The organism is Enterococcus sp. VV15, from assembly GCF_005236045.1.
GTDB lineage: Bacteria > Bacillota > Bacilli > Lactobacillales > Enterococcaceae > Enterococcus_B > Enterococcus_B durans.
Genome location: NZ_QPTY01000007.1, coordinates 22,837 through 36,501, shown reverse-complemented (window position 1 = coordinate 36,501; position 13,665 = coordinate 22,837). Strand labels below are relative to the sequence as shown.

The 13,665-nt window shown below is 30.6% G+C and carries 12 protein-coding genes; 3 read left to right on the top strand and 9 right to left on the bottom strand.

All coding sequences use genetic code 11. The features are described from left to right. The first annotated feature begins 88 nt into the window (after positions 1-88). Complete coding sequence (locus tag DVW83_RS04315; RefSeq protein ID WP_104660342.1) at positions 89-1,258, top strand: serine hydrolase domain-containing protein; 1,170 nt, start codon at positions 89-91, stop codon at positions 1,256-1,258. Positions 1,259-1,347: 89 nt separating this feature from the next. Here DVW83_RS04315 and DVW83_RS04310 read toward each other — a convergent pair whose 3' ends face one another. The 3 genes from DVW83_RS04310 to DVW83_RS04300 form a co-directional block, all read right to left on the bottom strand. Beyond that, positions 1,348-2,295 (bottom strand): NAD-dependent epimerase/dehydratase family protein, encoded by a 948-nt coding sequence (locus tag DVW83_RS04310; RefSeq protein ID WP_104660341.1) that lies wholly within the window; start codon positions 2,293-2,295, stop codon positions 1,348-1,350. Positions 2,296-2,425: 130 nt separating this feature from the next. Then, a complete protein-coding gene (locus tag DVW83_RS04305; protein ID WP_104660340.1) occupies positions 2,426-3,640 on the bottom strand; it encodes an EpsG family protein in 1,215 nt (404 codons plus the stop codon). A 9-nt stretch (positions 3,641-3,649) separates the two neighbouring features. Beyond that, on the bottom strand, positions 3,650-4,243 hold the full coding sequence (locus DVW83_RS04300) for a YveK family protein (RefSeq protein WP_104660339.1): 594 nt from the start codon (positions 4,241-4,243) through the stop codon (positions 3,650-3,652). A 287-nt stretch (positions 4,244-4,530) separates the two neighbouring features. Between DVW83_RS04300 and tagD the strand changes: the two genes are divergently transcribed. After that, positions 4,531-4,941 (top strand): glycerol-3-phosphate cytidylyltransferase, encoded by a 411-nt coding sequence (tagD, locus tag DVW83_RS04295; RefSeq protein ID WP_104660338.1) that lies wholly within the window; start codon positions 4,531-4,533, stop codon positions 4,939-4,941. Between the two features lie 230 nt (positions 4,942-5,171). On the opposite strand, the gene DVW83_RS04290 is transcribed toward tagD, so the two are convergent. The 6 genes from DVW83_RS04290 to DVW83_RS04265 form a co-directional block, all read right to left on the bottom strand. Then, positions 5,172-6,605: an oligosaccharide flippase family protein gene (locus DVW83_RS04290; RefSeq protein ID WP_113845399.1), complete on the bottom strand. Its 1,434-nt coding sequence runs from the start codon at positions 6,603-6,605 to the stop codon at positions 5,172-5,174. Next, the gene (locus DVW83_RS04285) at positions 6,602-7,753 is read right to left on the bottom strand and encodes a CDP-glycerol glycerophosphotransferase family protein (RefSeq protein ID WP_113845398.1); all 1,152 of its coding nucleotides are present in this window, start codon (positions 7,751-7,753) and stop codon (positions 6,602-6,604) included. The genes DVW83_RS04290 and DVW83_RS04285 overlap by 4 nt, the downstream gene beginning before the upstream one ends. A 4-nt stretch (positions 7,754-7,757) precedes the next feature. After that, positions 7,758-8,753, bottom strand: coding sequence for a glycosyltransferase family 2 protein (locus DVW83_RS04280; RefSeq protein WP_104660335.1), 996 nt, complete (start codon positions 8,751-8,753; stop codon positions 7,758-7,760). A 109-nt stretch (positions 8,754-8,862) separates the two neighbouring features. After that, positions 8,863-9,852: a glycosyltransferase family 2 protein gene (locus DVW83_RS04275; protein ID WP_104660334.1), complete on the bottom strand. Its 990-nt coding sequence runs from the start codon at positions 9,850-9,852 to the stop codon at positions 8,863-8,865. Beyond that, positions 9,830-10,633 carry a glycosyltransferase gene (locus tag DVW83_RS04270; protein WP_104660350.1) on the bottom strand — a complete coding sequence of 268 codons (804 nt, stop codon included), beginning with the start codon at positions 10,631-10,633 and terminating at the stop codon, positions 9,830-9,832. The genes DVW83_RS04275 and DVW83_RS04270 overlap by 23 nt, the downstream gene beginning before the upstream one ends. 53 nt (positions 10,634-10,686) lie before the next feature. Beyond that, positions 10,687-12,078 carry a sugar transferase gene (locus DVW83_RS04265; RefSeq protein WP_104660333.1) on the bottom strand — a complete coding sequence of 464 codons (1,392 nt, stop codon included), beginning with the start codon at positions 12,076-12,078 and terminating at the stop codon, positions 10,687-10,689. Positions 12,079-12,616: 538 nt separating this feature from the next. Between DVW83_RS04265 and DVW83_RS04260 the strand changes: the two genes are divergently transcribed. Beyond that, a complete protein-coding gene (locus DVW83_RS04260; RefSeq protein WP_104660433.1) occupies positions 12,617-13,600 on the top strand; it encodes a serine hydrolase domain-containing protein in 984 nt (327 codons plus the stop codon). Positions 13,601-13,665 lie beyond the last annotated feature (65 nt).

The window sequence follows — 13,665 nt, the reverse complement described above, 5'->3', positions numbered from 1 at the left end:
ATTACTATAAGATTAAAATAAATGTTATCAAGATACAAGCTATTTTAGCTTTATTCTTTCTGTAAAAAAGAAAGGAGACTAAACTATTATGAAAAAAGGAAAACATGCTAAAAAAAGAAAATATCCATTTTTACTGATCGTTATCGCTTTGTTAAGCCTTGGCGCATTCTCTACAGGAACTATTCTTGGATGGCAATTCTACAATAATGAACACTCTCAGATAGTTGCCCATGCTCAATCAGCTCAAAAAAAATTGATACTGACTACCAATGAACAACAGCTCGTTGAAAAAATCGATCAACTATTAAGAAAAAATGATTATATTGGTTCGATTTACGTAAAGAAAAATAATCACGTCATCATGGAGAAAGGCTATGGCTATGCGAATAAACTCACGCAACAACCAAATGATCCTTCTCTTTATTATCAGATTGGTTCGGTTCAAAAAGCATTGACTACTCTTTTGATTTTAAAACAAGTCGAGCGTGGGCACCTTTCTTTAGATACTAAGCTGGCTCAATTCTATCCACAAATTGCTGGCAGCCAGCAGATTACTATCCGTGACTTGCTCTATATGCGCTCAGGCTTGCACCGAACTGCTTATCCAACCATACCAATGACTGATGAAGAAGTCGTTCAATTTGCGATTCAGCACTTAAAATTTACAGATTATCAGACCTATCATTACGAACCATTAAACTTTACCATATTGACCGGAATTTTGATCAAATTAACGAATCAACCCTATGAAAAATTGTTGACCGACGATATCATTCAACCTTTAGGATTACAGCATACAAAATTTTATGACCAAGTCAAAAATTCATCGAATCATGCACTATCCTATCAAATGTCTAAAGAGGATGATTACTTTAAACCACTGACAGAATCTGAAACAGAGATCCATAACGAATTAGGAACTGGTAATATCAGTATGTCCGTCTATGATTTAGATACGCTGTTTACACAAGCTTTATCTGGAAAAATAGTTTCCAAAGACATACTCTTCTCACTATGGCGCGAAAATGCGAATGGACATCCATATAGTGGTGGGGTATATAGCGGAGATAACTATATCCTGTCGCAAGGAAATATCAACTCTTTCGATACAGCTACTGTATTTAGAAAAGATTCACAGGATGCTATTGTCATGGAGAGTAATGTAAAAGCGGATAAAACCATTAAACTCCCTACTGCTGATTTAAGAAGTCAAATTTATAATCTGATGGAAGGAACGACTAAGCTAGCAACTAGCTGATATGATAAAGAGAGAGCCGGCAAATGCTATTCAATGAAGTAGTATTTGCTCAAAAAAGGGAATGACAAAAATCTTGCCATTCCCCTTTTTTAGTTGATTTCAGTTTTCAAATAGTTAGTCATTCCACTTAAAATATCATATTTCGGTTGATAGCCAATCGACCGAATCTTAGTAATATCTGCTAGAGAATCATGGATATCACCCGAACGCTCTTCTTTGTATTCAAGTGTCAATTCTACACCGAGAATTTCATTGATTGCATGGATCAATTCCAAAAGTGTAGTTGCTTTACCCGTTCCAACATTGAATTGTTTCCCCAGTGCCGCTTCCTCATTTGCAACTAAAAGTAACGCTTGGATCACATCATCTATATAAACAAAATCTCTAGACTGACTTCCATCACCAAATAGCGTAAATGAAGTTGTTTCTCCTACGATTTGTTTCTTGTAGCGATCTACGAGAATAGAAATCACACCACTGTATGGAGAATTGGGATTTTGATTTGGGCCATAGACATTGAAGAAACGAACTGCGCTACCAGGTACATCATATAAATGACAATAATCTAGCACATATTGTTCTGCAGCAAATTTATCAACCGCATAAGGCGTCAATGGTCGAATCACAGACTCTTCTTTTTTTGGCAAAGTCGGTTCGTCACCATAAACAGCCGCTGAAGAACTAAACACGATCCGTTTTAAATCATGCTGATACTTGCGGATCAATTCTAACATCATTAATACACTTTCAAAATTCACACGATGTGTTTCCACCGGTCTAGCAACTGAATCCGCCACACTAGCAACTGCTGCTAAATGAAAGATATAATCAAATTTATTAGCTTTCATAATCTCTTCCATCAAGGATTTCTCTGCAACATCCCCCTCAATAAAAGTGATATTTTTTGTCATATCAAGATTTTCTACTTTTCCCATTGATAAGTCATCAACGACGATTACCACATGTTCTTCTCCTAAATGATTAGCTAAGGTAGAACCAATGAAGCCAGCCCCACCAGTGATCAATATTTTCTTCATGAAATTCACTCCAATTAATATGCTTAAATATATTTATAAAGTATTAAGAAAGACTAGATGCTACTTTCTTAATAGCTGCATTATATATTATTTTTTTAAACTCTCAACAAAATAAAGAAAATGTATTTCACTAATTTCCACCTATAAAAATCGAAAAATAATTGTTTGTAATAATTTTAGTGACAAAAGTTATAAAATCTGTATATTGACCGATCAGCAATATTTGATAAAGGAATCCTCCAAAAACCAATATTAAAATAGCCACTATAAGTATCTGCTTTTTAATGGTTTTAGTATTTACTACACACCAAGAGAATATTACTGAAATAAAAGAAAAACGCCAATATACAGGTAAAATTATAGGCATTGTTCCTAGAGTTAAAACCAAATTAAAAAAGTAAAAAAGTAAAAACTGATTTTCTTGTTTTTTTTCGAAGTACAACAATTTTTTCAAATAACCATTTTTATAAAATAAATACATAAATAGTAAATTAATACATAAATAAAAAGCTTTTTGTATTTTCATAAAGAGGCTTCCTTGGATATATAGCATGTAGCTATCACTACTCCCAAACCCCGTTGCATAAGTATAAGCTTTATTAATTAAAGAAGTAAATGGCAAGGTAATTGGCAATAGATGCACCAATTGATAAACAATAACTATAAAAACAGTACATGTAATAAAAACAGTACTAATCACTATAAATAATTTTTTATTTTTTAATTTTAATACAACGTAACTTAAAATTCGAAGTAATATAAGAATAACTACTGTTTTATGGATCATTGCTGCTAATATATATATGATTATGCTTTTCCGATAACTTTTATGATATGTTTCCAAATAAAATCCTAACATGAAAAAAACAAAAGCGGAAATATTCCTAATATTACTTGATATTCCAGGAAACGATAAGAAGGCTACTACAATTAATATTTGTAACGCAACTATCTTATTACTCAAGTGTTTATTCTCTTTATTATCTAAAATCATATATAATATAGAAGTATATACAAATGTCATTGCTATCAATGGTAGTAAATGAACATTTTCAAATTTAGATAGAAAAAATAGAAACCAATTAGATAAATCGAGTTTTGCACTCAAATCATAATAACTAATAAAATCTGCAAAAGAAAAATGAGAAAGCATTTCCATTTTTTGAAAGTATCTTGCTAAATCTATAGTTGGTGAAGGATTTATAAAATAACTCATATATCCAAAAAAAGCTCCAAATAAAAGCGAATATGCATATTTTTGCCGTCTATCTCTAAAAATTAATTTAGGAACAATTAACATGCCTAAAATAGGATTCACCAGAAAAAAGCAAACTGCTATGTTCATAAAATCCCCCTATTCAAAAACTATAAATTCTCTAAGCAAAGATATTCCTAAAGATAAACAGAACCCTGTTAAAAGTCCAACTATTAAAAATCTAATCAAAGTAATTGTTTTACCGCTATCAAGAGAGTCAACATCTAAAGAAAGAATTTTGACTTTCTCAATATTTACATATTCACTAATACTTTTTTCAAAATTTTTTGCTACTTCAGATCCTAATTTTTCAACTTCAGTTTCAGAGCTACCTTGAATTTTTACATTAAAAACGTATGAATTCTCTGCTTTTTCTACCTGAATATCATTCTTTAAATCTTTTATATTAATATCTTTAAATTTTGAAACTATAGGTTCTAAAAAATCATCACTTTTAATAATTTCCCTATACGTATCTATCATTCCTTGATTTGCCGAAATAGCATCAGCGTTTGTAGTTGCCTCATTTTGAGGTAAATTTACTAATATTTTAGACTCAGATAGATATTCATCATTCGTAAAATATTGAAGTCCTATAGAAATTAGACCACCTAACACTGTTAATAGAGTAATAAATAACCAATATTTTTTTAAAAAACTTTTATACTTAGAAGTGTTAACAGTAATTTTCATTTTTATTTCTCTACTTTCTTAAGATTTAAAATACCATCTTCTAAAATACTAGCCTTTATCTTAAAAAGTGTCAATCCCTTTATTATGCACATCCTCCCCAAAAAAATATATTATAGTAACATATAAAAATATATTTTTTCAGAAATACATACTTCCAAAATGCAATTATTCTATTTACAAAATTACTTATCTAATCTACTTATATACACTCCGTAATTAATTGCTTTCATATTAAATAAAAAAATGCTACACTACTACCGTATGACTTAATTTTTAAGAGGTGAAAAATGAAAAGAGTAATTACTTATGGTACCTTTGATTTATTACATTATGGACATATCAATCTATTAAAACGTGCTAAAGAATATGGCGATTATTTAATCGTCGCCCTATCTACGGACGAATTCAACTGGAATGAAAAACAAAAAAAATGTTACTTTAGTTATGAAAAAAGAAAGCAATTATTAGAAGCTATTCGTTACGTTGATTTAGTTATTCCAGAAGAAAACTGGGATCAAAAAGCTAAGGATATTCAAAAATATGAAGCTGACTATTTTGTAATGGGTGATGATTGGGCTGGACATTTTGATGAACTTGAGCAGTTAACAGATGCAAAAGTGGTTTATCTGCCAAGAACACCTGAAATTTCCACATCACAAATAAAACAAGATTTGAACTATGATAAAAAGTCTAATTAAATCCTTATTGTATGAACGTATACGATAAAGAATATGGAAGATATATGTTTAAGCTTAGAAAAATATATATCTTCCATAATCCCATCTATGTAAACAGGTGATAAATAATTACTTGTTTATTGTAGATGGGATTTTTATTTTATGTAGCCTATCATTCATTAAGGATAAAGACCATATAAAAGTACGACTTGAATGTTTTTTAATAAAAAATAGCATCCAAGCCGTGTACTTTATTTACTATGGGGTATAAATTTTCTGATTTCATGCTTAATACCAGGGAAAAGAAAATAAATACACGGTAAATAAGCGATAAAAATAACGATTGATTTTATTGCCATATTGATAAAAGATGACGTTACTAGTTGTGGGAATAAGAAATATCCCACACTGGTTAAAACTACGCTTATAAATAAAAATATAACAATATTTTTATCAATAAAATAAGATATCTTAATTTCCTTGCGGATAAAAAATACTCTGAAAAATAATACTAAAAATTCTACCACTACAAGTACAATAGATGCTCCTACGACACCATAACTAGGAACTAATAATATGTTGCCAATCACACTTACTATCGCACCTATAAGCATAGGATAAGCATAAGCTTTATCTTTCTCAATCGCAATAGTAAACTGATTAGCAAATACTCCTCCAATAGGACTAAATATGATTAAAAAACAAGAAAGAAGCATATTTATCGTCATTGGGGTGAAATTTTTACCAAAAAACCAAGGTATAAATTCTTTTGTATTAACGAAAACTATGCTAAATAGACATAAGGCGATAATAAATGTATAATCAAATGTTTTTTTTGTATACTCTATTATAAGATCCTTTTTTCCGTCTACTTGAGCTTTAGATACTTTTGGAAGCATAACAATAGTTACTGATGATAAAACTGCAAGAATGATACGTGCAATTTTTTGAGACTGATCATAATAAGACAGTTCAGTAGGGTCTACAAAATAGCCTACTACTGTTTTATCCAATGTCGTATATACTTGCATGAATAATTGAGGTATTAAAATAATAAACGCTGGTTTCCATAGTTGTTTAAGTATCGAACTATCAATAGAAGGTTTAAACACTTTTTGTCTAATATTTATCCAAAAGACTAAACTTCCTAATAAATTAGTTATCGAAGTGATGAACACGTACATCCATAAATCTTCTTTAGTTGTTACAAATACAATAATTAAAAATACCGAAATTATTTTTATAAGAGTGTTTCTGATTACAACTTTGGAAAACTCCTCAATCCCTTGGAAAAACCAAGATATGTCAAGTGTTAAACCTATAATAAATAGCAATTGAATCAAATATAAATTTTTATATTGTATATCAAACCATAATATATAAAATACATATATAATAGAAATAACCAATCCTAACAAAAATTGAATAAAATAGATATTCCAAAACTGAATAGACAAAGCTTTCTTAGACTCTCTAGATTTGGCAATATTTCTAATTCTAAATGGATTCATTCCAACAGCAATCACAGTCATCAAAAATTGTGCAATTGAAAAAACATAACCATAAATACCTAGGCCATCGGAACCGATTCTTCTACTAAGTATTGGGATAGTTATAAGAGGTAAGACAATTAAAAAGACTTGATATATTGCATTATAAAAAATATCTTTGATTGTCTTTCTCATTTTTCTTCCCTCTCGATTAGCTCAATTACTCTTTCAGTACTTTTACCAATTTCTGTATTACCTATATAATCTAGCAACTTTTGTGAACTATGCAATAGTTGATCTGAATGATTTGAAAAAATATCGATAAGCATATCCACATTTTGCGCTTTAAACAATGGTAAATCATCTAGACTAACGTAAAAACCACGTTCAATTGAGTATTCTTTTTCATCGTAATTAAAAAGAATTACTGGTTTTTTTAATAAAGCATAATCAAAAAATATAGATGAATAATCGGTAATTAAAATATCGATATCCGCAAAAAGTGTTTCAAGCACTTGTCCATCTGGAACTAAAGTAATTTTATTGTTTTCCATATAACTTTTACTTTCTTGATCTTTTAATAGCAAAGCATTCACATTAGGGTGAAACTTTACCATTAAATCCAAATTTTGGTTTCTTTCCTGGAAGAATTGTTGTAATTTATTTATTTCTAATTTTTTTAGTTGTGCAATCCCATTTTTTTCAAACTTATCCCTGAATGTTGGCGCAAATAAGATAGTAATATTTTCTTTGAATAAATTCGTCTCACTTATCAACTGCTTTTGTTCTTCTACTAATTTATCATTTCTTGGTGTTCCAATTTCTATAATTTTTGCTGAATCAACTTTAAATGCAGATTTATATTTTTCTGTACTATAACGATTACCTGATAATAGATATGTAATAGACTCACTATCTTTTTTTGCATAATTTAAATATCGATCAGGCAACTTATCAACTGCATCAAACTCAATTTTTTTTAATGGTGTACCGTGCCAAGTTTGAAAATAAATTTGTTTAATACGCTTAGTATAACGTATTGTTTTTCTACTATCATCTACCCAAAATTTAGCAGTGTATAAATAATATGAAGCAAGGAATGTATCTGTATCGACCCTTTTTACATACGTGGGTAAGTCCTCTATCACTGCTTCTTTCTTTATTAACCAGATAATTTTATAAGGTAGATTTTTCTCATAGATTTTCTCAGAAATAACCTTTGGATTTCCTGAATAATTACGGCCACCAAAACTAGAAAAAACAATTGTATTCTTTTTTATAGGCAATAATCTTGTAATTAAAGGAAATACATTTCTTGATAAAAACTTTTTGATATTATTCATTCTACTACCTCGCAGACTCTAGCTTATATAAAAAATTACCGGCAATTTTGCTATGGGATAAATAATAAGGTAGATTTCTATTATTTATCAAAAATTTAGCTAATTTTTTTATTTTTGGCGAAAAATCAGGATCATTTTGAGTTTCTTTTTCAAATCTTTCTAAAATTTCAATTGATCGCAAAAAATCACTTTTGTTAGAATAGTTATTCTTTATCATTGTCATCATCATTCTTATGGCCTCGTATGCATATCGAGACCTTACATTTGTAGACAGTTCTGGATAGTATTTATCTACAAAATTAAGTATATCTTCATGGACCTCAAAAGAATCAAATATGCGCGGATTAAAGCTACCTCTTAAAATACTTGTAGGGCTTTGATAGTAATGATACTTTGTGGAAGTGTTAGTAGCTACCCTGTCTGATTTATCAATAAGACGATAAGTAGTAGCTTTATCTTCCATTAATTGACCGGCTGGAAATCTAATCTCTTCAAACAAATTAACGTTAAATAATTTATTGTTTGCAGAATAGCCAATTTTATTATTAATGAATAAGTTTTTCATTGCTTCTTCTCTAGTAAATACTTCCCAATTTAAATCAGTATCAGTACACGCTTTAAGTTTTTTTAAGTCTGAAATTTTTTTAATTTTTACTACCGCAATATCAGCTTTATATTTCTCCACAGCAGAATATAAAAGTTCCAAATAATCAGGTTCAATCCAATCATCACTATCAATAAAACAAACAAACTCTCCCGTTGCGTTGTCCAATCCTGAGTTTCTTGCCACACTTAAACCACCATTTTCTTGGTGTATAACTTTTATTCGTCGATCTTTTTGTTTATAATTTTCAGCAATTTCCCCACTCTTATCTGGAGAGCCATCATCAATCACTATAACCTCAATATTAGGGTATGTCTGATTTAAAATAGAATCTAGACAATCTGCAAGATAACTTTCTACATTATATGCAGGTACGATTACACTAATTTTATTCACTTTTTTCACTTCCTAAATAGATAAATTAGAGTCCTTAAACTTTACACAATAATTATATTGCCAATTAAGCCTAAAAAAACTCTAGAAATAGTTTAAAAAATTTCTACCTTTATTTGCCTAGATAATTCTTATAGAGAATAAAATATGCTTTTGGGCTTATTGTATATAATTTTAGTGCTATTTTTTTCAAGAACGATACTTCTTTTTCATTTTTTATTTCTTTTGAAAAAGTCTTGATCTCTTTTACTGACTTGACATAATACTCTTTTGGAATTCCTTGATTTAAATTTCCCTTACTAATTTTAAAGCCAGTTGACAAATAGCCATCAATTAATCGAGATTTTGCTAGAGATGACAATTCAGGAAAATCTTTAGTTACTTTCTTCAATAATATTTTTCTTTGTGTTACGTTATCATATTGATTTTTATTAAATGTTTGATAAACAATACTTTCATTATTTTGGTAGTAAAAAATACCTTCAAAATCTAATATATCTATTTTTAATGCCATTTTAAATGCTTCATACGTCGGAACCATATCTTCATATAGTTTCCCTTCAGGAAAGGTTATTTGAGAAAATAACTCCCGTTTAAAAAATTTATTCCAAAGATAAAAATCCACTGCTTTATCTCTAAACAACTGCTCTACACCCTCACGATTGTTTAGAGCAATATTTTTCTGTGGAATTAACCTAAGAGAATTTTCTTCTGATGTTCCCTTTTTAAGACCAAATGCCACAATATCTGGATTATTTTGACAAAAATCAGCTAAAACTTTGTGGAAGCATCCTGATAAATAATAGTCATCGCTATCTAAAAAGCCAATAACATCTCCACTAGCTTTTTCTAAGCCAATATTTCTTGAAGCAGAAACACCACCTTTTTCTATAGCATAATAAAAAATATTTTTTCTGTCTTTTACGATTTTAGCACAAATTTCATCACTACCATCTGTAGAGCCATCATCAATAAGCAAAATTTCAATATTTTTATATTCTTGAGAAAACACACTATCTATGGCTCTTTCTAAAGTTTTTTTTGCATTGTAAAATGGAATGATAATTGACAATTTTATACTATTTTCTAAGTTTTTTTTCATACACTTTACCTCTTAAATTATTAGGCAATAAACAAACTAGACTATGCGCACATGAAACAAATAAAAAATCCTTTGCTGTACCTAGACCTGCTCTCCAGATATGATAACGTCCCTTTAATCCTGGCATAAGATATTTTATACCTCCACGTCTTGCATACATGTCTGCACCTGCTCTAGCATAAACTAAAGGTTCTTGCACGTTATACCCTTGGAATCCTGCTTTCAAAAGTCTTACCCATAAGTAATAGTCTTCAAATCCAATCAATGGCTGATAATTACCAACACTTAATATAGCATTTTTATCAAACATCACAGTCATATGATTAAATGGATTCCTTTTTTTCGAAAATTTGCATATTTCATGATTATATTCTGGAACAATTCTTTTTCCGATTATGTGTTCCTTATTATCAACAAATTCATCGATATTACTTCCCACAATAGAAATCTCTGGGTGTTGTTCAAATATAGCTAGTTGTTTTTCTAAACGATTTTCTACCATGATGTCATCCGTATCCATCCTAGCAACTAGTCGATTCGACGTATGTTCCAGACCTTTAGCTAGCGCCACTCCCAACCCTTGATTCTGTTCTAATTTAACTAATTTAAATTTGTCAGAGTATCTTTTTTCGAACGTCTCTACTACTATTTCTAAATTCTTATTGATTGGTCCATCATAAACTAGCACAATTTCATCAGGTAAAAGTGTCTGTGCAAAAATACTAGTGAGCGCTTCTTGTAAATATTCCGGCTTTTCTTTATCATACAAAGAAAGCAACATACTGATATTTTTATTTTTCAAATTTCTCCCTGCTTTCTTCTCAAATAATTTTTTTAGCGAAAGATTTTTTCATTCGGAAAAGCAATTTCTGCCAATGAGATCACATTTTCGTCTTCTTCAAGTCCTTGAGAGGACATTTTATCAAATAGGATCTTGATGGTTTGCAGCAAGATCTTTAAATCAAGCATCAATGAATATTTTTTGATATAAAGTAAATCAAAACGTAATTTACTGTTGTAATCAGAGACATATTTTCCATAGACTTGTGCATACCCAGTGATACCGGCACGAACATTATGCCGTAAGTAGTAATAAGGGTTTTCTGCATTGAACTGATCGACGAAGAAAGGACGTTCAGGACGTGGTCCTACGATCGACATATCGCCTTTCAGCACATTGAAAATTTGTGGCAATTCATCAAAGCGGACAGCTCGAATAAATTTACCTACAGGCGTTACTCGTGCATCATTGCTCTTAGCTAAAACTGGTCCAGATTTTGCTTCGGCTGTGGCGGTCATCGAGCGGAATTTATAGATTGAAAATTCCTTTTGATTTTTTGTGATCCGCACTTGTTTATAGATGATTGGTCCCGGTGATGTCACTTTGACTAAAATTGCTGTGAATAACATAAATGGTGAAGCAATAACTAGTAAAACAAGTGAAACGATGATATCAAACAAACGTTTGAATAGTTCATATTCAGGTTGGATTCTAAATCCAGATGCTTCAATGATACTTTCATCTTCGAAATTCATAATATTTGGATTGATCAATGTCAAGTTTTCAAATGTTGTATTCAAAAACAATTTTTTTTCATTTTTAGTAACTAATTGATAGATTTTGATTTTTTCAGCTTCTTCGATATGAGAAGCAAGATAGACAATATCGATGTCTTTAATCATATTTTTGATGTTTGCATAATAGTTATCAAGAATGACTGCTTCGACTTTATGTTTGTTGTTTTTCTTTGAACCAAAATTTTGGATTGCTGGTGCGACATCCTTTTCTAACCCAATGATGACGACCTTTTTATCTCGGCTTACTCGTAAATAAAGTTTATATACGAGAATACGATAGATACTTAAGAAAAGCGTACCGAGAACAAATGAAAGTAAGATAACGAGACGTGGAAAAGCAAACCAACGGCCCGCGAAAGTCACTACCATGATCCCTAGTGTCATCAATACCTGGCCGATGACTGTGACAAACACGATGTCACTGATCATTCGATTATAAAAAACATATACACCCAACAAAATGTTCAACGCAATAAAAATCACTGAAATAATAATTGCCGAGTGTTGGAAAGTTTCTAAATTTCGTAATGGGATCTCTCCACGAAACTTCAGTAAGAAACTACTATATACTGCTGCATTGTATACAATAACATCCATTAATATAATGAATATCCGTCGTGCAGCACTCCATTCTCCATTTTTATTCATATATACACTCCTAATCACAAAATAATACCTCTATTATCTTACCATAGCCGCCTTTAAAAACCTAGTTTATAAGCAAATTGTAATGGAATTTAAAAATGTCTAATAAAATGCTTTATGCACCTCTAATCAAGACAAGAACGCTAAAGTACAAATCTCCAGATGAATCGATTTTCATTAATGTTGGTAAATTAAAGAAGTCGAAGTATTTGTTGCTTTTTCTTTTATCCACTTGAGGTTGGGACAGAAGTGTTTAACTCCGAGAAATAAGAAGAAATTCACGAAAATTGCTTTTCAAATTTTTGTGAATTTCGCTTATTTCCGAAGGATTTGCTTCTGCTCCCACCGTTTATTCGGAGTTAGAGTCTGTGGCAAAACTGATTTTTAGTTTTGTCCCACGCTCCTTTATATTTTTCAGATACTCCACCTTCCCAAAGCACTGTCTAGCCCATAAGAATACCTGTATTTCATGGAGAATCGAAAAAATTGAAATCGATTTTTAATGGCATTATGCTTATAGAAGAAAGTGAGGTAGTATCTTATGAATACACAAGAGTTGCATAATTTTATTGGTTTTCGACAACCAAATATATGTCAAATTGTTGCATATAAGGATGGGGCAGAAGTTTATACAGATGAATGGAATGGTTATAAAAAAGACGATACTTGTCATATCATGTCAGCAACGAAAAGTATTGTATCTTTGCTGATTGGCATTGCTTTAGAACAAGGATTAATCAAAAGTATCGATGATAAAGTATTAGATTATTTTCCAGAATATAAAGTGAAACGTGGGGAGAAAACTATTTACGCTATTACAATCAAGCACTTGCTAACAATGAAAGCACCCTACAAATGTAAAGGCGATCCATGGACAAAAGTCTGTTCAAGTGAAGATTGGACAAAAACATCACTAGATTTATTGGGAGGAAGAAAAGGTATAACTGGCGAATTCAACTATCAAACTGTCTGTTTACACATATTAACTGGCTTGTTGTATCAGACAAGTAAGCTGACAACTGTTGATTTTGCTAATAAGTATCTATTTGATCCTATAGGGATACCAAACCATGTCAATTATTATGCTAAAACAGCTGAAGAACATAAGCAGTTTACAATGGATAAGTCTCCCAAAACCAATGTCTGGTTTTGTGATCCACTAAATATCGGGACGGCAGGATATGGTTTGTATTTATCGGCAAGTGATCTGGCAAAAATTGGTGTATTATGCCTAAATAAAGGGATGTATAAAGGAAAACAAATCGTACCACCCAAGTGGATAAACGAGATGTTCAAACCTAGAACCAGTGCTTTAGAGAACTTACAAAATATGAGATATGGCTATTTATGGTGGATATTAGATTCTGAGAACGAAATATATTCAGCAATTGGTAATAGCGGAAATGTACTTTATATTGACGCTAAGAATAATCTGGTTATTTCTATCACTTCTTATTTTAAACCCATGATAATTGATAGAGTGGCTTTTGTAGAGGAATATCTTAAACCATTTATTTTAAAATAGCCTCTATTAAAATAAAATATCGATTCTTTGACAGCTAGGGTTCGTGAAACTTTGGCTATGATTTT

Excerpts from the sequence above, each read along its gene's own strand:
- DVW83_RS04275 (WP_104660334.1), bottom strand. The coding sequence starts at position 9,852 with ATGAAAAAAAACTTAGAAAATAGTATAAAATTGTCAATTATCATTCCA.
- DVW83_RS04305 (WP_104660340.1), bottom strand. The coding sequence starts at position 3,640 with ATGAACATAGCAGTTTGCTTTTTTCTGGTGAATCCTATTTTAGGCATG.
- DVW83_RS04270 (WP_104660350.1), bottom strand. The coding sequence starts at position 10,633 with ATGTTGCTTTCTTTGTATGATAAAGAAAAGCCGGAATATTTACAAGAA.
- DVW83_RS04300 (WP_104660339.1), bottom strand. The coding sequence starts at position 4,243 with ATGAAAATTACTGTTAACACTTCTAAGTATAAAAGTTTTTTAAAAAAA.
- DVW83_RS04285 (WP_113845398.1), bottom strand. The coding sequence starts at position 7,753 with ATGAATAATATCAAAAAGTTTTTATCAAGAAATGTATTTCCTTTAATT.
- DVW83_RS04315 (WP_104660342.1), top strand. The coding sequence starts at position 89 with ATGAAAAAAGGAAAACATGCTAAAAAAAGAAAATATCCATTTTTACTG.
- DVW83_RS04310 (WP_104660341.1), bottom strand. The coding sequence starts at position 2,295 with ATGAAGAAAATATTGATCACTGGTGGGGCTGGCTTCATTGGTTCTACC.
- DVW83_RS04260 (WP_104660433.1), top strand. The coding sequence starts at position 12,617 with ATGAATACACAAGAGTTGCATAATTTTATTGGTTTTCGACAACCAAAT.
- DVW83_RS04265 (WP_104660333.1), bottom strand. The coding sequence starts at position 12,078 with ATGAATAAAAATGGAGAATGGAGTGCTGCACGACGGATATTCATTATA.
- tagD (WP_104660338.1), top strand. The coding sequence starts at position 4,531 with ATGAAAAGAGTAATTACTTATGGTACCTTTGATTTATTACATTATGGA.
- DVW83_RS04290 (WP_113845399.1), bottom strand. The coding sequence starts at position 6,605 with ATGAGAAAGACAATCAAAGATATTTTTTATAATGCAATATATCAAGTC.